At 74.6% G+C, this 20,196-nt stretch carries 16 protein-coding genes; 4 read left to right on the forward strand and 12 right to left on the reverse strand.

From position 1 onward, the window contains the following. Nucleotides 1-23: 23 nt before the first annotated feature. The 4 genes from uvrC to rsgA form a co-directional block, all read right to left on the reverse strand. A complete protein-coding gene (gene uvrC, locus SM577_RS00355; RefSeq protein WP_302921742.1) occupies nt 24-2,081 on the reverse strand; it encodes an excinuclease ABC subunit UvrC in 2,058 nt (685 codons plus the stop codon). A gap of 150 nt (nt 2,082-2,231) precedes the next feature. Continuing rightward, nucleotides 2,232-2,714 (reverse strand): Rieske (2Fe-2S) protein, encoded by a 483-nt coding sequence (locus SM577_RS00360; protein WP_302921740.1) that lies wholly within the window; start codon nt 2,712-2,714, stop codon nt 2,232-2,234. A 209-nt stretch (nt 2,715-2,923) separates the two neighbouring features. Then, nucleotides 2,924-5,863, reverse strand: coding sequence for an excinuclease ABC subunit UvrA (gene uvrA / locus SM577_RS00365; RefSeq protein ID WP_474586032.1), 2,940 nt, complete (start codon nt 5,861-5,863; stop codon nt 2,924-2,926). A 366-nt stretch (nt 5,864-6,229) separates the two neighbouring features. Beyond that, a complete protein-coding gene (gene rsgA, locus SM577_RS00370) occupies nt 6,230-7,309 on the reverse strand; it encodes a ribosome small subunit-dependent GTPase A (protein ID WP_474586033.1) in 1,080 nt (359 codons plus the stop codon). A gap of 169 nt (nt 7,310-7,478) precedes the next feature. Here rsgA and SM577_RS00375 point away from each other — a divergent pair, with 169 nt between their 5' ends. After that, nucleotides 7,479-8,195, forward strand: a complete 717-nt coding sequence (locus tag SM577_RS00375; RefSeq protein ID WP_302921737.1) for a maleylpyruvate isomerase family mycothiol-dependent enzyme — start codon at nt 7,479-7,481, stop codon at nt 8,193-8,195. A gap of 8 nt (nt 8,196-8,203) precedes the next feature. Continuing rightward, a complete protein-coding gene (locus SM577_RS00380) occupies nt 8,204-8,857 on the forward strand; it encodes an MBL fold metallo-hydrolase (protein ID WP_302921736.1) in 654 nt (217 codons plus the stop codon). 308 nt (nt 8,858-9,165) lie between these two features. Here SM577_RS00380 and SM577_RS00385 read toward each other — a convergent pair whose 3' ends face one another. After that, complete coding sequence (locus tag SM577_RS00385) at nt 9,166-9,774, reverse strand: DedA family protein (protein WP_302921735.1); 609 nt, start codon at nt 9,772-9,774, stop codon at nt 9,166-9,168. A gap of 100 nt (nt 9,775-9,874) precedes the next feature. Next, complete coding sequence (locus SM577_RS00390) at nt 9,875-10,570, reverse strand: class I SAM-dependent methyltransferase (RefSeq protein ID WP_474586214.1); 696 nt, start codon at nt 10,568-10,570, stop codon at nt 9,875-9,877. A gap of 174 nt (nt 10,571-10,744) precedes the next feature. Between SM577_RS00390 and SM577_RS00395 the strand changes: the two genes are divergently transcribed. Continuing rightward, nucleotides 10,745-10,948, forward strand: coding sequence for a cold-shock protein (locus tag SM577_RS00395; RefSeq protein ID WP_088992880.1), 204 nt, complete (start codon nt 10,745-10,747; stop codon nt 10,946-10,948). A gap of 46 nt (nt 10,949-10,994) precedes the next feature. Here the strand turns inward: SM577_RS00395 and SM577_RS00400 are convergent, their stop codons facing one another. The 5 genes from SM577_RS00400 to SM577_RS00420 all read right to left on the reverse strand — a co-directional run bounded on the left by SM577_RS00400 (nt 10,995) and on the right by SM577_RS00420 (nt 16,310). Then, the gene (locus SM577_RS00400) at nt 10,995-12,302 is read right to left on the reverse strand and encodes an MFS transporter (RefSeq protein ID WP_474586034.1); all 1,308 of its coding nucleotides are present in this window, start codon (nt 12,300-12,302) and stop codon (nt 10,995-10,997) included. Continuing rightward, nucleotides 12,299-12,874, reverse strand: coding sequence for an ArsR/SmtB family transcription factor (locus SM577_RS00405; protein WP_474586035.1), 576 nt, complete (start codon nt 12,872-12,874; stop codon nt 12,299-12,301). Before SM577_RS00405 ends, SM577_RS00400 begins: the two co-directional genes overlap by 4 nt. A 213-nt stretch (nt 12,875-13,087) precedes the next feature. After that, entirely contained in the window at nt 13,088-13,972 is an 885-nt protein-coding gene (locus SM577_RS00410; protein WP_302921732.1) for a hypothetical protein, read from the reverse strand. Nucleotides 13,973-14,130: 158 nt separating this feature from the next. Next, nucleotides 14,131-15,792, reverse strand: a complete 1,662-nt coding sequence (locus tag SM577_RS00415; RefSeq protein ID WP_474586036.1) for a CocE/NonD family hydrolase — start codon at nt 15,790-15,792, stop codon at nt 14,131-14,133. 5 nt (nt 15,793-15,797) lie between these two features. Then, on the reverse strand, nt 15,798-16,310 hold the full coding sequence (locus SM577_RS00420; RefSeq protein ID WP_302921792.1) for a MarR family winged helix-turn-helix transcriptional regulator: 513 nt from the start codon (nt 16,308-16,310) through the stop codon (nt 15,798-15,800). 162 nt (nt 16,311-16,472) lie between these two features. Between SM577_RS00420 and SM577_RS00425 the strand changes: the two genes are divergently transcribed. Next, nucleotides 16,473-18,593, forward strand: coding sequence for an MMPL family transporter (locus tag SM577_RS00425; protein WP_302921730.1), 2,121 nt, complete (start codon nt 16,473-16,475; stop codon nt 18,591-18,593). Between the two features lie 93 nt (nt 18,594-18,686). Here the strand turns inward: SM577_RS00425 and SM577_RS00430 are convergent, their stop codons facing one another. Next, complete coding sequence (locus SM577_RS00430; RefSeq protein WP_474586037.1) at nt 18,687-20,090, reverse strand: DedA family protein; 1,404 nt, start codon at nt 20,088-20,090, stop codon at nt 18,687-18,689. Between the last annotated feature and the right edge of the window lie 106 nt (nt 20,091-20,196).

A 20,196-nucleotide genomic window follows, 5' to 3' on the forward strand; every position in this document is an offset into this window, starting at 1 on the left:
TACGCATCTGCCCTGCCGTGAGGTTACGGCGACTCCGGCTCGGCGCCGCCGCGCTGCTCCGGCCCGGCGGCTGCGTCGTGTTCCCCCGACCCGGCGGTTCTGCCGCGCTCCCCCGACGCGCCGTCGTTGCCGGCCAACCGCGCGAGGATCGCCTCGGCGGTGCGCCGGCCCACGCCGGGCACCTCGGTGATCTCCTCCACCGTGGCGGCCGAGAGCCGCTTGAGCGAGCCGAAGTGCCGCAGCAGCGCCTTGCGCCGCACCTCCCCCAGGCCGGGGACCTTGTCCAGCGCCGACTCCGTCATCCGCTTGGAGCGCCGCTGCCGGTGGAAGGTGATGGCGAACCGGTGCGCCTCGTCGCGGACCCGTTGCAGCAGGTAGAGCCCCTCGGAGGTGCGCGGGAGGATGACCGGGAACTCGTCGTCGGGCAGCCAGACCTCCTCCAGCCGCTTGGCCAGCCCGCAGAGCGCCACGTCGTCGATGCCCAGCTCGGCGAGCGCCTGCGCGGCCGCCGCGACCTGCGGCGCCCCGCCGTCGACCACCACCAGCTGCGGCGGGTACGCGAACTTGCGCGGCCGGCCGGTGGTCGGGTCGACCAGCGCGCCCACCCGGGGCTCGTCGCCGTCGGTCTGGCCGGCGGGGGCGCCCGGGTCGTCGGCCGCCTCCACGCCCGCCTCGCCGGTCTCGGCACGGGAGTCCAGGTAACGGGCGAAGCGGCGGCGCAGCACCTCGGACATCGCGGAGAGGTCGTCGGTGGCGCCCCGGATGATGAACCGGCGGTACTCGCTCTTGCGCGGCAGCCCGTCCTCGAAGACGACCATGCTGGCCACCACGTCGGTGCCCTGGATCTGCGAGATGTCGAAGCACTCGATCCGCAGCGGCGAGGTCCGCATGCCGAGCGCCTCGCTGATCTCGTCGAGCGCCTTGCCGCGGGTGGTCAGGTCGCCGGCGCGGCGCAGCTTGTGCCGGGCCAGCGCGTCCTTGGCGTTGCGCGCCACCGTCTCCAGCAGAGCCCGCTTGTCGCCGCGCTGCGGCACCCGCAGGCTCACCCGGCTGCCCCGGTGGCTGCCGAGCCAGTCGGCCAGCGCGTCGGCGTCGGCGGGCAGCTCGGGCACCAGCAGCTCGCGCGGCACGTCGGCCTCGCCCTGCTCGCCGCCGTAGACCTGGGTGCAGAAGTGGTGCACCAGGTCGCCGGTGGTCAGGTCCTCGGTCTTCTCCACCACCCAGCCGCGCTGGCCGCGCACCCGGCCGTCGCGGACGTGGAAGACCTGGACGGCCGCCTCCAGCGGGTCGTCGGCGAACGCCACCACGTCGGCGTCGGTGCCGTCGCCGAGCACCACCGTCTGCTTCTCCATCGCCCGGCGCAGCGCGGCGATGTCGTCGCGCAGCCGGGCCGCCCGCTCGAACTCCAACTGCTCGCTGGCCTCGGCCATCTCGCGCTCCAGCTTGCGCACCATGGTGTCGGTGCGGCCGGCCATGAAGTCGCAGAAGCCGTCGACGATCTCGCGGTGCTGCTCGGCGGAGACGCTGCCCACGCAGGGCGCCGAGCACTTGCCGATGTAGCCCAGCAGGCAGGGGCGGCCGACCTGGCCGGCCCGCTTGAACACCCCCGCCGAGCAGGTACGCGCGGGGAAGACGCGCAGCAGCAGGTCGAGCGTCTCGCGGATGGCCCAGGCGTGCGAGTAGGGCCCGAAGTAGCGCACCCCCTTGCGCTTGGCGCCGCGCATCACCTGCAGGCGCGGGAACTCCTCGTCGAGGGTGACCGCGAGGTAGGGATACGACTTGTCGTCGCGGTAGCGGACGTTGAACCGGGGGTCGTACTGCTTGATCCAGGTGTATTCGAGCTGGAGCGCCTCGACCTCGGTGCCGACGGTGACCCAGTCGACCGACTCGGCCGTGGTGACCATCTGCTGGGTGCGCTGGTGCAGGCCCCAGAGGTCGGCGAAGTAGGAGTTGAGCCGGCTGCGCAGGTTCTTCGCCTTGCCGACGTAGATCACCCGGCCGGTGCCGTCGCGGAAGCGGTAGACCCCGGGCGACTCCGGAATGGTGCCGGGCGCGGGACGGTAGGTCGAGGGGTCAGCCACGGCAGCAAGCCTAGTCCGCACCCCCGACAGCCCTCGGCCGGCGCGGCGGACGCCCCGGTTGGCCGCCCGTCGGCCGGGAGGCGGCAGCCCGGGGCGTCGCCCCACCGGGGACACCCCGGGCTGCCGCAAGGGCCGGTCGCGCCCGGGCGGTCAGGCGAACGAGATCTGGTCGCCGGTGACCTTGACGTCCTTCGGCGCCAGCGGCTTGGTGGCCGGACCGGCCTTGACGGAACCGTCGGCGATGGAGAACTTGCTGCCGTGGCAGGTGCAGTTGATGGTGCCGCCGTCGACGTTCGTCACCGGGCAGCCCTGGTGGGTGCAGATCGGGTCGAAGCCCTTGAACTCGCCGGCGGACGGCTGGGTGATCACGACGCCCTCCGCGGCGAGGACCACGCCGCCGCCGACCGGGACGTCCGCGGTCCGGGCCAGCGACTGCGCCCCCTGCCGGTCGCCGCCGCCGGCGTCGCCGGAGCTCGGTACGGCCGGCCCGCCGCTGGTCGGCGCGGACCCGTCACCGGAGTCCTCGCCGCCGCAGGCCGCCAGGACCACCGCCGCCCCGACCGCTCCCGCGCCGGTGAGCAGGGCCCGCCGGGTCTGGGTGACCGGCCCGGTCAGCTCCTGATCGTCACTCATGCCTCGCCTCTCTCTCGGCTGCCGCCGCCCCTCATGATCCCGCGGCCGCACCTGGTGACACGCACCACGGTCCCGACCGGTTCACCCGATCGGGACGGCCGCTGCCCCTCCCCGCGCGGGACAGGGTCCGTTGATCACGAGATTAGCCGCGGGTCGACGGCGGTGACGGCCGTCGATCCCGTGGCCACCGTGGGATCCGTGGTGGCGGGTCAGCGGGCGGAGGCCGCCGCCTTGCGGGGGGTGCGCTTGGTGCCGTTGGCCTTGGCCGCCCGGGTGGTGGCCGCAGTCGCGCCCTTCGCCGCGCCGTCGAGCTTGAGCACCTGGCGCAGGAACTGCCCGGTGTGGCTCTCGGCGACCTCGGCGACCTCCTCCGGGGTGCCGGTGGCCAGCACCGTGCCGCCCCGGTGCCCGCCCTCGGGGCCCATGTCGATCAGCCAGTCCGCCGACTTGATCACGTCGAGGTTGTGCTCGATGGTGATCACCGTGTTGCCCTTGTCGACCAGGCCCTCGAGCACCATCAGCAGCTTGCGGATGTCCTCGAAGTGCAGGCCGGTGGTCGGCTCGTCGAGCACGTAGACCGTCCGCCCGGTGGAACGCTTCTGCAACTCGGAGGCGAGCTTCACGCGCTGCGCCTCGCCGCCGGAGAGGGTCGGCGCCGGCTGCCCGAGCCGGACGTAGCCGAGGCCGACGTCGACCAGCGTCCTGAGGTGCCGGTGGATGGCCGGGATGGCGGAGAAGAACTCGGCCGCCTCCTCGATCGGCATCTCCAGCACGTCGGAGACGGTCTTGCCCTTGTAGTGCACCTCCAGGGTCTCCCGGTTGTAGCGAGCGCCCTTGCAGACCTCGCAGGGGACGTACACGTCGGGCAGGAAGTTCATCTCGATCTTGATGGTGCCGTCGCCGGAGCACGCCTCGCAGCGGCCGCCCTTGACGTTGAACGAGAACCGGCCGGGGCCGTACCCCCGGACCTTGGCCTCGGTGGTCTCGGCGAAGAGCTTGCGGACGTGGTCCCAGACCCCGGTGTAGGTGGCCGGGTTGGACCGTGGCGTCCGCCCGATCGGCGACTGGTCGACGCCGACGACCTTGTCGACGTGCTCCAGCCCGGAGACCCGGGTGTGCCGGCCGGGCACCAGCCGGGCGCCGTTGATCTGGTTGGCCAGTACGGCGTAGAGAATGTCGTTGACCAGGGTCGACTTGCCGGAGCCGCTGACCCCGGTGACCGCGATCAGCTGGCCGAGCGGGAACGACACCGTCAGGTTGCGCAGGTTGTGCTCCCGCGCGCCGTGCACCACCAGCTCGCGGCCCGGGGTCTGCGGGCGGCGCGTCGACGGCGTCGGGATCGACTTGCGGCCGGACAGGTACGCCCCGGTCACCGAATCCTGGTTCTCCAGCAGCGCCGGCACCGAGCCGCTGTGCACGATCTTGCCGCCGTGCTCGCCGGCGCCCGGACCGATGTCGACGATCCAGTCGGCGGTACGGATGGTGTCCTCGTCGTGCTCGACGACGATCAGCGTGTTGCCCAGACCGCGCAGCCGGACCAGGGTCTCGATCAACCGGTGGTTGTCGCGCTGGTGCAGCCCGATGGACGGCTCGTCCAGCACGTAGAGCACGCCGACCAGGCCGGAGCCGATCTGGGTGGCCAGCCGGATGCGCTGCGCCTCGCCGCCGGAGAGGGTGCCGGCCGGCCGGTCCAGGGAGAGGTAGTCCAGGCCGACGTCGAGCAGGAACCGCAGCCGGGCGTTGATCTCCTTGAGCACCCGCTCGGCGATCATCTTCTGCCGGTCGGTCAGCTCGATGCCGGCCAGCAGCTCGGCGCACTCACCGACCGAGAGGTTGCAGACCTCGGCGATGCTCTTGCCGGCGATGGTGACCGCGAGCACCTCGGGCTTGAGCCGGGCGCCGCCGCAGGCCGCGCAGGGCACGTCCCGCATGTAGCCCTCGTACTTGTCGCGTGACCACTCCGACTCGGTGTCGGCGTGCCGGCGCTCGATCCACTGCACCACGCCCTCGAAGCCGGTGTAGTAGGAGCGCTCGCGGCCGTACTTGTTGCGGTAGCGCACGTGCACCTGGTCGTCGGAGCCGTGCAGGATGGTCTTCTGCGCCCGGGACGGCAGGGCCCGCCACGGCGTGTCGACGTCGAAGTGCTCGGCCTCGCCGAGCGCCTCCAGCAGCCGCAGGAAGTATTCGAGGTTGTGCCCGGTGGCCCAGGGCTGGATGGCGCCCTCGCGCAGGGTGCGCTCCGGGTCGGGCACGACCAGCTCCGGGTCGACCTCCTTCTTGGTGCCCAGGCCGGTGCACTCCGGGCAGGCGCCGTAGGGGGCGTTGAAGGAGAAGACCCGGGGTTCCAGGTCCTCGATGGCGAGCGGGTGGTCGTTCGGGCAGGCCAGGTTCTCCGAGAAGCGGCGCTCCCGCTCCGGGTCGTCCTCGGGCAGGTCGACGAAGTCGAGCAGGACCAGCCCACCGGAGAGGCCCAGGGCCGCCTCGACCGAGTCGGTGAGCCGCTGCTTGGCGCTCGGCTTGACGGTGAGCCGGTCGATCACCACCTCGATGGTGTGCTTCTCCTGCTTCTTGAGCTTCGGCGGCTCGGTCAGCGGGTGCACCACGCCGTCGACCCGGGCCCGGGCGTAGCCCTTGGCCTGGAGCTCGGCGAAGAGGTCGACGTACTCGCCCTTGCGGCCGCGGACCACCGGGGCGAGCACCATGAACCGGGTGCCCTCGGCCATGCCGAGCACCCGGTCGACGATCTGCTGCGGGCTCTGCCGCGAGATCCGTTCGCCGCAGACCGGGCAGTGCGGCTCCCCGATGCGGGCGAAGAGCAGGCGGAGGTAGTCGTAGACCTCGGTGATCGTGCCGACGGTGGACCGCGGGTTGCGCGAGGTGGACTTCTGGTCGATCGAGACGGCCGGGCTGAGGCCCTCGATGAAGTCGACGTCCGGCTTGTCCATCTGGCCGAGGAACTGCCGGGCGTACGAGGAGAGCGACTCGACGTAGCGGCGCTGCCCCTCGGCGAAGATCGTGTCGAAGGCCAGGCTCGACTTGCCCGACCCGGAGAGCCCGGTGAAGACGATCAGGGCGTCCCGGGGTAGGTCGAGACTGACGTCACGCAGGTTGTGTTCGCGCGCGCCACGGATGATCAGTCGGTCGGCCACTGCCGTGTACTCCCGGTGAGGAAGAGGAGGAGGATCTGTCCGCTCCGTGATGGTTCTGAGCGGTTGTGCGGGCGCAGAAAAGCGCCTCGGCAACTCTAGCCCCGAGGTACGACACTTTTCTCCGCCGGCACATTCCCCCAGCTCAGACCGGTCGGCCGCGCCCACGGTCCGGCGGCGCCGGGAGGCTCCGGGGGCACCTCGCGCCGACTCGGGAGTGACTCACTCCGCCCCGCCCGACACACCCCGGACCCGGCCCACCCGACGCCGGCACGCGCCAGACCCGGCATACCCCGGACCCGGCCCACCCGACGCCGGCAGGCGCCGGCCGCCGGCAACGCGCCGGGGCGTCGGGATGCGTCGGGCGGCTCAGAGGCCGCCGGGCGAGGGTGGGCGGGCCGGCCGGTTCACCCGTCGGCGGGCGCCGCGCCAGCCGCCCCGGCGCTCGGCGGCCAGCCGGGTCTCCCGCCGCCGGGTCTCGTACGCCACCTCCCGTTGCAGCCGCCGCCAGCTCTCCCAGCGCCGGGGCGGCAGCTCCCCGCTCTCCAGCGCCTCGCGCACCGCGCAGCCGGGCTCCCCGTCGTGCCCGCAGTCGCCGTAGCGGCAGCCGGTGGCGAGTTCGGCGATGTCGGCGAACGCCCGGTCGAGCCCGGCCGAGCCGTCGAGCAGGCCGACCGCGCGCACCCCGGGGGTGTCCAGCACGGCCCCGCCGCCGGGCACCGGGACCAGGGCCCGCCAGGTGGTGGTGTGCCGGCCCTTGCCGTCGACCCGGCGGATCGCCTGGGTGGGCATCACCACCGTCCCGGCCAACGCGTTGACCAGGCTCGACTTGCCGGCGCCGGACGGGCCGAGCAGGGCCAGCGTGCGGCCGGGCGCCACCTCGGCGCGCAGCGGTTCCAGCCCGGTGCCGCGCTCGGCGCTGACCGGCAGCACGGGCACCCCGGGCGCGACCGCGGCGAGCTGCCGGGCGACCGCCGCCGGGTCGGCCGCCAGGTCGGCCTTGGTGAGCACCACCAGCGGCCGGGCGCCCGACTCGTGGGCGAGGGAGAGCAGCCGCTCGATCCGGCCGACGTCCGGCTCGGGGTGCACCGGTTCTACCACGGCGGCGGCGTCCAGGTTCGCGGCGAGCACCTGGCCGCTGGCGTCCTTGCCGGCGGTCCGGCGGATCAGCGCGGTACGCCGGGGCAGCACCGTCTCGACGGTGATCCGCCCGTCCGGCCAGGTGCCGAGCAGCACCCAGTCCCCGGCACAGGGCAGCCGGGTCAGGTCGTGGGCGGCGGCGGCCAGCACCGGCCCGCCCAGGGTGGCGCGCACGGGGCCGTCCGCGCCGAGCACGGTGCACACGCCGCGGTCGACCCGGGCCACCCGGCCCGGGCGATGGTCGGTACGGCGGTGCGGGTGTGCCGCCCGGTCGGCGTCCCAGCCGAGGGCGGTCAAATCGATGGTCATGCAGTCCTCATCGGTGTCGGAGTGGGTGACGCACGGGCGCTGAGACCGGCATGATCACCACCTCCTCCGGGTCCCGGTGCCGCGTTGGAGCCGACGGTAGGGGCCCCGGCGACGCGCCGAAAGCGATTTCCCCGGCGACGGGCGGGCGCCCGACGGATAGGGTCGGACCGTGACCACGGATCCGCTCCTGCTGACCGGTGAGGTGGACGACGCCACGGCGCGCCTGCTGCGCACCGCGGCCACCTTCGACAGCGCGGACATCGCCGCCGCGTCGCTGCTGCCGGGCTGGACCCGCGGGCACGTGCTGACGCACCTGGCCCGCAACGCCGACGGCTTCGTCAACCTGCTCACCGCGGCCCGGACCGGCGAGCAGGTGCCGATGTACGCCTCGGCGGCGGCCCGGGCCGCCGACATCGAGGCCGGCGCCGGCCGCCCGCCCGAGGCCCACCTGGACGACCTGCGCCGCTCGGCCGACCGGTTCGCCGAGGCGGTGGCCGCGATGCCCACCGAGGCGTGGACGGCGACCGTCGACACCCCGCGCGGCCCCAAGGTGGCGGCCCTGCTGGTGTGGGGCCGGCTGCGGGAGTTGGAGGTGCACCACGTCGACCTGGCCGCCGGGCACCGCCCGGCCGACTGGCCCGAGGCGTTCGGTCACCGGCTGCTGCACGAGGTGGCCACCGACCTGGCCGAGCGCGGCGACGCGCCGCCGATGGTGCTGCGGTTCGACGGCAGCCGGCACGAACTGGTGATCGGCGACCGGGCGCACGCGCCGGTGGTCACCGGCGCCGCCCCCGAACTCGCCGCCTGGCTGATCGGACGCAGCCGCGGCACCGTGCTGACCGTCACCCCGGACGGTCCGCTCCCCGAGCCACCGGAATGGATATAGACACCGTCATGACCTACCGCGGAGACGTCTCACCCGGCGGCGCGCCGGCCGTACGCGAGCTCGACCGGCTCACCATCACCAAGGTGTCGGTGGGCCCGATGGACAACAACGCCTACCTGCTGCGCTGCCGGGCGACCGGCGAGCAGTTGCTGATCGACGCCGCGAACGAGGCGCCGCGCCTGCTGGAGCTGGTCGGCGACGCCGGCCTGGCCACCGTGGTCACCACCCACCAGCACATGGACCACTGGGTGGCGCTGGAGGAGGTGGTCGCCAAGACCGGCGCCCGCGCCCTGGCCCACGCCGACGACGCGGCGGGGCTGCCGATCGAGTCGGAACCGCTCGCCGACGGCGACACGGTGCGGGTCGGTGACTGCCCGCTGGAGGTCATCCACCTGCGCGGGCACACCCCTGGCTCGATCGCGCTGCTCTACCGCGACCCGGCCGGCATCCCGCACCTGTGGACCGGTGACAGCCTCTTCCCGGGTGGGGTGGGCAACACCAACAAGGACCCGCAGCGGTTCGGCACGCTGATCGACGACGTCGAGCACAAGCTCTTCGACCGGCTGCCCGACGAGACCTGGTTCTACCCGGGCCACGGCAAGGACAGCACCCTCGGCGCCGAACGCCCCGCCCTCCCCCAGTGGCGCGCCCGCGGCTGGTAGTCCCGCGGTCATGACGCGGCCTCGGGACCGGTCCCTGGTCGGCGCTGCGTGTCCGGGATATGGCGGCATCCCGAGCCTGCGGACACCCCGATATCCCGGACACGGTGTGGGTCACCAGTACCTGGCGAATCGCCAGCGACACCAGCCCCACAACCCCGTCGGCCCGGCTCGCCCGACCCGGCGGCGACGGAACCCCACCCGGGCGGACGACCTCGGCCACGCCGGGGAGGGGCTCGCCCGCGACCGGCGCGGGGATCAGGCCTGACCGCCCGGAGCCGGGCACGGGGCCCCCACCCGCCAAGCGCAGCTCAGGCGGTCAGCGACCGCAGCCGCCGCCGCGTGCCCAGCAGCACCAGCGTGGCCAGCAGCAGACCGACCCCCATGGTCACCAGCATCGGGCTGGCCGAGCCGGGCAGCAGCCCGGCCAGCGACCGGGACGCGGTGCCGAGCACCAGGTAGAGGCCGGCCCAGGCGGCGGCGCCGAGGGTGGCGCAGCCGAGGAAGCGCCGGTACGACATCCGCAGCCCGCCGGCGGCCAGCGGCAGCAGCGCGTTGAACACCGGCAGGAACGGGGCGATCAGCACCATCCGGCCACCCCCGCGGCGCAGGATCCCCTCGGCCGCCGCCCAGCGCGACTCGCCGATCCAGCCGCCGACCCGGCTGCGTCGCAGCCGGTCACCCCACCGGCGGCCGGCCAGGAAGCTCAGCGACCAGCCGGCGAGGCAACCGACCACCACGGCGGTGAACGTGGCCAACCCCGTCGCCGGCCGCCCCACCCCGACCGCGGCGAGGATCGCCACGTCGCCCGGGACCAGCACCCCGAGCAGCGGCACGGCGTCGAAGAGCATGACCACTCCGAGCACCCCCATCAGCAGGGTGATGGGAAGCTCTCCGACCTGGGCCAGCCAATCCGCCATGCCCCGTACGCTATGACCCGCGGACCATCTTGGACATCGGGTTTGCTCCCCCACCCGCCCCTGAGTCCCGCTCGGGGTCGTCCCTGAGTCGGTCCCCGCCTCAGCGGGGGCGCAGCACCTGCACCCGGCGCACCGGCGAGTCGACGCTGGGCTCGGTGGTGGGCACCGGATAGTCGGCGACCACCCTCAGGCCGTCCGCCGGCAGATGCCCCCGGCCGGGGTCGCCGACCAGCACGTCGGCGCCGGTGGCGGCGACCCGGCGCAGGAAGGCCAGCATCCGCGCCGCCAGCGGCCCGTCGTAGAGCACGTCCCCGGCCACCAGCAGGTCCACCCCGGCGCCGTCGGTGTCGAGCAGGTCGCCACCGGTGGCCGCGACGGCGACCCGGTTGGCCCGGGCGTTGACCGTGACCGCCGCCACCGCGTACGGGTCGATGTCGTTGGCCACCACCCGACGGGCGCCGGCGAGCGCCGCGGCGATGGCCACCAGGCCGGAGCCGGCGGCCAGGTCGAGCACCCGGCGTCCGCTGGCCAGTTCCGGGTGGTCGAGCAGGTAGCGGGCGAGGGCCTGCCCGCCGGCCCAGACCGACGCCCAGTACGGCGGCGGAAGGTGGCGTCCGGCGTGCGCCTCCATCCGGGCCCACCAGACGATCGCGTCCTCGGCCAGGTGCAGCCGCACCTCGGGGACGAAGGGCGTACGCACCAGCCGGAGCCGGTCCAACCCACCGCCGGGGGCGAGGATCTCCCGCTCCAGGTCGGTCAGGGCGGCGTGCGCGGCGTCGGTCACCGGCGCAAGCATGCCGTAGCGGGCCGGCCGCCGGGCGGCTTTCACGATGCCGGCCGGCGGAACTGTCGACACCACCTGCGGCACTTCGCCCGGCAGATCGGGGTTTGGCCGGTTACTGTCGACAAGGTACAGGGCGATCATCGGCCGAGACGGCCGGCGGTCAGCCGCTTCGAACAGGAGAGATGCATGGCAACCGGCACGGTCAAGTGGTTCAACTCGGAAAAGGGCTTCGGCTTCATCGAGCAGGACGGCGGGGGTCCGGACGTGTTCGTCCACTACTCGGCGATCGCGACGAGCGGTTACCGGGAGCTGAGCGAGGGCCAGAAGGTCGAGTTCGAGGTGACCCAGGGGCAGAAGGGTCCGCAGGCGGACAACGTCCGGCCGATGTGACCGGAGCCGGTGGCGGCGGCCGTGGCCCGGCCGCCGCCCCGGCACGTCAGCGTCGTTCCGGCCCGGCGGGCAGGTCGCGCCGCCGGCGCAGCGGACCGACCAGCAGGATCAGCGGGGTGAGCGCCAGCCAGCCGGTCATCACCCCGAGCGCGGCGCGGGTGCCGAAGGCGGCGCCGAGCGCACCGGCGGCCACCGCGGCCAGCGGGATGGTGCCGTAGTTGAGCAGCTGCATGCTGACCGTCACCCGGCCGAGCAGGTGGTGCGGCGGGTACGCCTGCCGGAAGCTGCTCTTGAGCACGTTGCCCACCGCCACCCCGAGGCTGACCAGCACCCCGCCGAGCGCCGGCCAGGCCAGCCCGGCGCCCGGCCCGGCCAGCGGGATCAACAGCGCGGGCGGTCCGGTCAGCGCCGCCGCCAGCAGCATCGTCCGCGCCGTGCCGACGCGACGCCCGAGCGCGGTGGCCAGCACCGCGCCGACGACACCACCGAGGCTCATCACCGCCACCAGCACGCCGACCGGGCCCGGCGCGACGTCCACCTCGCGGACCAGGAAGACCACCAGGACTGCCTGGTAGCCGACCAGTCCGATGTTGCTGGCCGCGCCGAACAGCGTCAGCACCCGCAGGTACGGATCACCGGCGACGAACCGGACCCCCTCGGCGATCTCCCGGCGCAGCGAGGACGTCCGCCCGGCCCGCTCCGGCCGAGGTTCGACCCGGCGGATGCGCAGCAGGCAGGCCGCGGAGACCAGGAAGCTCAGCGCGTCCAGCAGCAGCGCGGTGACCGCGCCGGCGAGCTGTGCCACCAGGCCGGCGATCCCGGGGCCCAGCACGTAGCTGGCGGTGTGGGTGGCCTGGATCCGGGCGTTGCCCGCCGGCAACTGCTCCGGGCGCAGCAGGACCGGTAGGTAGACCTGGTCGGCGGTCTCGAAGAAGACCCGGGACACCCCACCACCCAGGGCCACCACCAGCAACTGCCCGACGGTGAGCACCTCCAGCACGGCGGCCAGCGGCACGCTGAGGAACAGCAGCGCCGAGGCCACGTCGCAGACGATCATCACCGGGCGGCGGCGCAGCCGGTCCACCCAGGCCCCGACCGGCAGGCCGATGAGCAGCCAGGGCAGCCAGGCGGCGGCTGTGAGCACCGCGACGGCGAAGGTGCTCGCGTCGAGCACGGTCACCGCGACCAGGGGCAACGCCACCGCTGTGACGTTGCTGCCGAGACTGCTGACCGTCTGCGCGGCCCAGAGCAGCCGGAAGTCGCGGTGCCCGCGCAGCCCGCTGGCCGGGCGGGGGTCGGCGTCCCCCGCCCGCTGGTCCGGGACGGCGGGTCGGGTCGCTGCCGGCGGGCTCACGGCCGGGCCGGGATGCCGTGGGCGAACAGGAAGACCGGTTCGCGGTCGCGGCCGTCGTCGAGCGCCTTCCGCTCGGCCCACCGGGCCAGCAGGTCGGTCAGCTCGCGGCCCAGCTCGGCGAGCTCCTCCGGAGTGAGGTGCAGCCAGCGGTCGACGGAGAACGGGCCCTCACCCCAGGCGTCGTGCGCGTCGTCGCCGGCGGCGTGCCAGGCCCGGGCCAGCGCGACGTGCCGGTCGAGGTTGAGCGAGGTGGCGGCGTCGGCCACCGCCCGGGCGGCCGGGTCGTCGTCGAAGTCGGCGCTGGACCAGGCCACTGACCGGCTGACCAGGCGCCACCACCGCTCGCGGCGGTCGCGCGCCAGCTCCGGCGCCTCGGCGACCAGGTCGGCGGCGGCGAGCACCTTGAGGTGGTGGCTGACGTTGGCCGGAGCCTGTTCGGTGCGCTCGGCGAGGGCGCCGACCGTCGACGGCCCGTGCACCTTCAGCACATCCATCAGGCGCCGGCGCAGCGGGTGGGCGAGCGCGGCCAGGACGCGCGAGTCGGTCACCTGGCGTACGTCGGGGTTGGGCATGCCGCCAGCCTGCCATTGGCAAGAGCAGTTACGCAAGAGGTATTGCGCAACTGTTCTTGCTGACTCGTGCTCCGGTCGGCGGTCGGGGTGGCGGCGAGCGGCGGGAAGCAGGCGGGACCGGGCCTGATGCCGCGGAGTTCGTCGGGCCGACTCCGCGGCATCACGCTCGCCGGACACCGGGCACGACCGCCCCACGCCCTGCCCGGGGTCGGGTCAGGAGGCCAGCCGACGGGCCAGTTCGTCGGCGACCTGCCGGGCCATCGTGGGTGGGATCGCCGCGGCGATCTTCTCCGGGGTCAGCCCGGCCAGTACCCCCGCGATGATCGCCGGTTCGTCGGTGACGTCCCGGCCGGCGAGTTGGCTCAGCGCCGTCTGCACCGCGCTGAGCTGCGCGCCGAGACTCTTCAGGCTGGGGTGCGGCACGACGTAGCTGGTGTTCAGGTGGTCCTCCCCCATCGCCATCCGGGTGTAGATCTGCCCGACCGGGTTGCGGCCGTCGAGCACTGTCAGGTTGCGGTGGATGGTTTCCAGCCAGGCGTGTTCCTGCGGGGTCATGTCGTCTCCCTCGATCAGGCCGATGGTGGTCAGGTAGCGGCGGAACAGCGGGGTCTGGTCCCGGCCCGCCTTGATCGCGTCGCGGAAGAAGCTGAAGTGGGTGTGCCACAGGTGGGAGTCGTCGCCGGTGCTGCGCCGCCCGAGCCGGTCCCACCGCCGGACGACCCTGCCGTCCGGGGAGTAGATGATCTCCCGGATGTCCCGGGTGTCCGGGGCGTTGGCCGCGCACTGGCCGACGCACCAGACGGAGAAGCTGCGCAGGTCGTGGGTGCGTCCGCCGGAGCTGACCTGGAACTGCCCGACGTCGAGCGCCGCGGCGTCCAGGGTCAGCCCGTTGCGGTCCCGGGGCGACTCCACCACGGAGTAGTCGCCGGCGACCACCCGGTCGGAGCCGCAGTGGTAGCCGCCGCGGTGTGCCGAGTCGCCGACGATGCCGACCTCGGCCGGTTCGAGGTCCTGGCTCCGTACCCGGTTCGGATCGACGTTGAGATGGGCGAGCAGCAGGTTGCGCACTGTCAACAGATTGGTGGGTGCGCGCGTCATGGGTCCCCCTCGTCGGGTCGGGGGCCGGGCACGACTGTGACGCCGCGTATGCGGCGAGGGGGCTGCACGCGCGAGCCCGGCCAACTGGTGCACAACGCCGGGCGTTGCCCAACCATAGCTCGGTCGATGGACGAACGCCCAGTTCAGGACGGGTCTGTTCAGCGTGGACGGAGCGGCGGAGGGGACTCCAGCACGGGCAGGACGATCGCCGAGGGGTGCTCGGGGTCGTGCAGGACCTCCCGGCGACCGGCACGCAGCGTGACGGCGGTACCGAGCGGTTCCCCGGTGCCGGGGTTGCGCGCGTACCGGGGGTGCGCGCCGCCGGAGACCTGGACCCGCAACCGGTGCCCGGGCGCGAACCGGTGGGCGGCGGGCCACAGCTCCACCGGCACCCGTACGACGCCGGCCTGGTCGGCCGGGTAGCGGCCGGGCTCGATGCGGACCAGCCCGTCGCAGACGTTCCAGGACCGGCCGCGCCGGTCCACGTCGCACAGTCGCACGAAGACGTCGAGATGGGACAGCTCGCTGCGCACGTGCACCTCGGCGTGCACCGGGCCGGCCACCTCGACCGGGTCGGCGAGCGGCGCGCTGGTCCAGGTGAGCACGTCGGGCCGGGCCTCCACCGGGCGGTTGTCGACCGGCCCGGCGCGCTGGGCGACGAGCAGCGGGCCGCCGAGGGAGGGGGTGGGGTCGGCCGGGTCGTACCAGAATCCGTCCGGCGCGGACGGCACCGGCGCACCGGTGGTCAGCGCGCCGGCCGGGTGCAGGTGCCACCGGGTGGGGGTGGCCGGCGGCGGCCAGTCCGGCAGGTCCCGCCAGCCGCCGCCGGCGCCGCCGACGTGCACCCGCACCGGCGCGGTCCGGCTCCCCGGGCGGCCGGCGAGGTGCTCGTCGAGCCAGTCCAGCCCGTCGCGCAGGGCGGCGACGAACAGGCCCGGGCTGCCGTGGGTCCACGGCCCGACGGTCAGCCGGGGCGCGGCGCCGGCCGCGCGCAGGGCGGCGAAGTCACGCAGCTGCGCCGGCAGGAAGATGTCGTGCCAGCCGCTGACCATCGTCACCGGCGCGCGCACCTGGGCGATCCGGTTGTCGAAGACCCGGGTACGCCAGTAGTCGGCGGCCGGCGTGTGGTGGCGCAGCCACTCCTGGAAGAACGGCACGGTGACCCCGGTGGCGATCCGGTCCGCCTCGGCCAGCGGCAGGTGGCTTAGCGCGGCGACCAGCCGGGGCTGCCCGCGTTTGAGTTCCCACTGCCGGGCCAGCCACGGCACGGTCTGCGCCTGCAGCAGCTCGGCCCAGGTGAGCACGGTGTCCAGCGCGAACGAGTCCCCGGCGTAGGTGGAGTCGCGGGTGGCCGAGGCGGTCACCACGGCCACCATCGCGCGCAGCTCGTCGCCCGCGTCGGCGGCCAGGGCCCACTGCACGAACCCCTGGTAGCTGGCGCCGAACATGCCGAACGCCCCGGTCCACCAGCGCTGGCGGCGCAGCCAGTCCAGGGTGTCCAGGCCGTCGTCGCGCTCGTGCACCAGGGGCTCGAACGCCCCGCCCGAGCCGTACGTGCCGCGGCAGGACTGGATCACCACGTGGAAGCCCCGTTCGGCGGCGAGGCGGCCGAGCAGCCGCATCGGCCCGCCCCGCCCGTACGGGGTGCGGATCAGCACGACCGGCGCGCCGGGCAGGTCGGGGGCGTAGTGGTCGGTGCGCAGCAGCACCCCGTCGCGGACCCGCACCGGGAGGTCCCGGGTCAGGGTGACCCGCCGGGTGCGCGCGGCGGGCAGCCGCAGCACCGCGGTGGCGGCCCGGGTGGCCAGCCGGTCCAGCACCACGGTCAGCCCGGGCGACGGGCCGGGGCCAGACGGGCCGAGCGGACGCTGTCGCGGTGTTCGCGCATCGAGGCGCTCATCGCCGACATGAACCGGTGCACCACCGCCAGCTCGTCGTCGGTGAACCCGGACATCACCTCGTCGGTACGCCGCCCCAGCGGCCGGAAGAAGTCCGTCGCCAGCTCGGCGCCCCGGTCGGCGTAGCGCAGGAAGACCTTCCGCCGGTCGGCGGTGTCGCGGTCGCGGCGGATGTGCCCGGCCCGTTCCAGCCGGTCGATCAGGGCGGTGACCGAGCCGGAGGAGAGGTTGAGCTGCTCGCCCAGGCGCCCGGGGGTGATCGGCTGGTCGGCCAGTTCGGCGTCCATCACCGCGATCAGCGCCTGCAGGTCGGTGGCGTTGAGCCCGTGCAGGTTGGCGAAGGCGTGCCCGATGTGCTGGGCGTCGCTGGAGTAGCGGCGCAGCTCCGCGGCGATCTCCGCGACCAGCCGTTCGCGTCGGGTCTCCCGCCGCCGGTACATGCCGTGCGTCGCCACGTCCGCCTTCCCTGCCCCCGTCGGTGTCGAGTTGCAGCATAACTCAGCGGTCGATAATCTCGGTTGTCGAGATACTTGGCAGCCGGGAGAAGGTGCCGCCGCGTCCGCGGCCGCCGCCCGCCGGCCGCAGACCGGGAGGCGCCGCCCATGTCCCTGTTCACCCGCGTCGCCCGTGGCCGGCTGGCCGCGTGGCTCACCGTGGTCGCCGCGATCGTCGTCGGCGCCGCCGTCTTCGGGCTGCCCAAGCCGGACAACCCGGAACCGGTCTCGGCCACCGGCCTGTCCGTGCAGTGGCAGTCGACCCAGGTCGAACGGCTCCAGGACCAGCTGCCCTCCCGCGACGTGCAGCCGGCGATCGTGGTCACCAGCCGCGCCGACGGCGGCCCGCTCACCGAGGCCGACCGCGCGGCGCTCGCCGGCCAGGCGGGCGAGCTGGGCGGGTTCGCCGCCGGCGGCCGGGTCAGCCCGCCGCAGGTCTCCCCGGACGGCACCGTCGCCCTGGTCGTCGTGCCGCTGTCGACCGCCGGCGGGCAGGAGGAGGTCGCCGGCCGGGTCGACCAGCTCCGCGCCGCCCTCGACGACGTGCCCGAGACACTCACCGTCTCGGTGACCGGTGGGCCCGCCTTCACCACCGACCTGACCAAGGTCTTCGACGGCGCCGACACCACGCTGCTGACCGTCACCGCCGCCGTGGTCGCGCTGCTGCTGCTCGTCACCTACCGCAGCCCGTTCCTGTGGATCGTGCCGCTCGTCGTCGTGGCCGCCACCGAGCAGCTCACCCTGCGCGCCCTGGACACGATCGTCCCCGCGGTCGGCATCAACATGCCCGGCGGCGCGGTCACCGGCATCGCCAGCGTCCTCGTCTTCGGTGCCGCCACGGACTACGCGCTGCTGCTCATCGCCCGCTACCGGGAGGAACTGCGGCGCGAGGAGGACCGCTTCGTGGCGATGCGCGCCGCCCTGCGCCGCACCGCCGAGCCGATTCTCGCCAGCGGCTTCACCGTCGTGCTCGGCGTGCTCACCCTCCTGCTGTCCGAGCAGGAGCTCAACCGGGCCCTCGCGGTGGCCTGCGCCACCGGCGTCGTGCTCGCCATGGCGTCGGCGCTGTTCGTCCTCCCCGCCGCCCTGGTGATCTTCGGACGGGGCCTGTTCTGGCCGTTCGTGCCCCGGGTCGGTGGCGCGGTGCGCGAGGGCCGGCTGTGGGGCCGGCTCGGCGCCGCCGTCGAGCGCCGGCCCGCGCCGGTGGCGGCGCTGTCGGTGCTGCTGCTCGCCGCGCTCGCCCTGGGCGGGCTCGGCATCCGCACCGGCCTGTCGGAGACCGAGCAGTTCCGGGTCAAGCCCGAGGCGGTCGCCGGCGCGGAGATCCTCGCCCGGGCCTTCCCCGCCGGCACCACCCAGCCGGTCGCCGTGCTCACCACGCCCGCGGCGGTGCCGGCCGTCACGGCGGCCGCCGCGGCCGTGCCGGGCGTCGCGTCCGCGCGCCCCGGCGAGGCGGGCGCCGCGGTGGCCCAGGTCGACGTGGTGCTCGAGGACGAGCCGGGCACGGCCGGCTCCGACCGGACGGTCGAGGCGCTGCGCGACGCGGTCGCCGCGGTGCCCGGCTCCGCCCCGCCCGCGGTCGACGGCGCCGACCCCTTCACCGGGGCGGTGGTGGGCGGCACGGTCGCCGCCACCTACGACTCCGACGAGGCCAACGGCAAGGACCTGCGGCTGATCCTGCCGATCATCCTGCTGCTCGTCGGCGCCGTGCTCGTGCTGCTGCTGCGCGGCCTGCTCGCCCCGGTGCTGCTGGTGCTCACCGTGATCGCCTCGTTCTTCGCCAGCCTGGGCGCGGCGTGGCTGCTCTTCGACCACGTGCTCGGGTTCCCGGCGCTGGACAGCCAGGTGCTGCTGCTCGCCTTCGTGTTCCTGGTGGCGCTCGGGGTGGACTACAACATCTTCCTGGTCACCCGGGCCCGCGAGGACGCCCGCGCCACCGGCACCCGCGCCGGCATGCGGTCCGCGCTGGGGGTCACCGGCGGGGTGATCACCAGCGCCGGGGTGCTGCTCGCCGCGGTCTTCGCCGTGCTGGGCGTGCTGCCGCTGATCCTGCTCACCCAGATCGGGATCATCGTCTGCATCGGCGTCCTGCTCGACACCCTGCTGGTCCGTACGGTGCTGGTGCCGGCGCTGGCGTTCCTGCTCGGCGACCGGTTCTGGTGGCCGGGCCGGATCGAGCGGACCGAGCCGGCCCCGGCCCACCCCGACCCGGTCGCCGCCCGGCGGTGAACCCGCGGCGGGGTCGGGCGCCCGCCCGGCCCCCACCGCCCCGCCCGGGGTGCGCCGGGGGCGTCGCCGCGCCGGAAGCCGTGGACGCCGCCGCTAGCAGGGCTGGACCGGCCGGCGGGGCTCCGACGGCAGCTCCTCCGGCCCGTCCACCGGCTCCCGGGCGCCGCCCACCGCCCGGTCCCGGGTGGCCCAGGCCACCATGAACACGGTCGTCCAGGCGATGCCGAGCAGCACCGACCCGAGGGTGCCGCTGGCGGTGCTGAAGCCCAGGTAGAGCCGGGCCCCGCCGAGGCCCACCACGCCGGCCGCGGCGGCCGTCCAGGCGGCGACCGCCACCGGCCAGCGGGCGTGCCGGGACACCAGCCAGGCGAGGGTGGCCAGGCTCGCCGTCACCACCGCGGTCTGGGTCGGGAAGACGACAGCCCCGCCGCCCGGGCCGGTGAGGTCGGTCACCACGGCCAGCACCACCAGCGGCATGAACGCCCCGGCCGTGCCGACCACGCTGAGCAGGTCGGCCTGCCAGGGCCGGTGCCGCCAGGCCAGGACCGCGGCCAGCACCGCCACCACCGCGATCAGGACCGAGCCGCGCAGCACCGAGACCACCGCGAGGGTGGCGTCGGCAGTGCCGGGGGTACGCCGGTCGGCGAACCAGCCGGCGATCGCCCCGTCGACCACGGCCAGCCCGCTGTGCCGCACCACCGCCCCGAGCAGCCAGGCGATGGCCAGCCCGGCGACGAAGAGCAGCAACAGCCCGGCGGCCAGGTTGAGCAGCAGCGTCCAGGCCGGGCCGATCCGCATGGCGAGCAGGAAGAACAGGATGCCGTAGCGGGCGCTGAGCCAGCGCACCGGCGGCAGCCCGGCGGCCCGGGACAGCAGCGCCCGGGCCGGGTCCGGGTTGCGCCCCAGCCACCGCCCGGCCAGCACCACCGCGACCAGGCCGGCCAGCAGCACCAGCACCGCGCCGGTGGCCCGGCCGAGCAGCCGGGAGACCGTCTCGTACGACTCGCCGGCCAGGTAGCCGACCAGCACCGACCCGCCCACCCAGCTGGCCACCCCGGCCGCGTTCCACGGCGCGAACCGCCGGTACGGCATGCCCGCCGCGCCGGCCAGCCGGGGCACCAGGGTGCGGGCGAAGGCCACCCAGCGGGCGGTGAACACCCCCCGCCCGCCGAGCCGGCCGAGCATCGCCTCCGCCCGGCTCCACCGGTGCGGGCCGACCCGGGCGCCGAGCCGGCTGGCCCGCAGCCGCGGCCCGTACCGCCGGCCGGCGCGGAACGCGAGTGTGTCGCCGATCACGGCGGCGCCCACCATCACCAGCAGCGCGGGGGCGAGCCGTAACGTCCCCGCGTACGCTAGGAAGCCGACCAGCAGCAGGGTCGCCTCGCCCGGCACCAGCAGCCCGAAGATCACGGCGGTCTCCGCCGCGACGATCAGCGCGGCGACCAGGTAGATCAGCAGGGCCGGCAGGCTCTGCAGAGACGTCAGCAGGTCGTGCACTCGGCCCCCATGAACACGAGGGTCAGCATGCCAGCCGTCCGGACGGCTGGGACAGCAGTTTCGCCACAGACCGGGGCCATCTGGGGGTTGACCCCGACCCGACCCC

It is taken from the genome of Micromonospora desertarenae, from assembly GCF_056150265.1.

Coding starts and splice junctions, on each gene's coding strand:
- SM577_RS00360 (WP_302921740.1), bottom strand. CDS start 2,714: ATGAGTGACGATCAGGAGCTGACCGGGCCGGTCACCCAGACCCGGCGG.
- rsgA (WP_474586033.1), bottom strand. CDS start 7,309: ATGACCATCGATTTGACCGCCCTCGGCTGGGACGCCGACCGGGCGGCA.
- SM577_RS00380 (WP_302921736.1), top strand. CDS start 8,204: ATGACCTACCGCGGAGACGTCTCACCCGGCGGCGCGCCGGCCGTACGC.
- SM577_RS00385 (WP_302921735.1), bottom strand. CDS start 9,774: ATGGCGGATTGGCTGGCCCAGGTCGGAGAGCTTCCCATCACCCTGCTG.
- SM577_RS00390 (WP_474586214.1), bottom strand. CDS start 10,570: ATGCTTGCGCCGGTGACCGACGCCGCGCACGCCGCCCTGACCGACCTG.
- SM577_RS00395 (WP_088992880.1), top strand. CDS start 10,745: ATGGCAACCGGCACGGTCAAGTGGTTCAACTCGGAAAAGGGCTTCGGC.
- SM577_RS00405 (WP_474586035.1), bottom strand. CDS start 12,874: ATGCCCAACCCCGACGTACGCCAGGTGACCGACTCGCGCGTCCTGGCC.
- SM577_RS00410 (WP_302921732.1), bottom strand. CDS start 13,972: ATGACGCGCGCACCCACCAATCTGTTGACAGTGCGCAACCTGCTGCTC.
- SM577_RS00420 (WP_302921792.1), bottom strand. CDS start 16,310: ATGTACCGGCGGCGGGAGACCCGACGCGAACGGCTGGTCGCGGAGATC.
- SM577_RS00425 (WP_302921730.1), top strand. CDS start 16,473: ATGTCCCTGTTCACCCGCGTCGCCCGTGGCCGGCTGGCCGCGTGGCTC.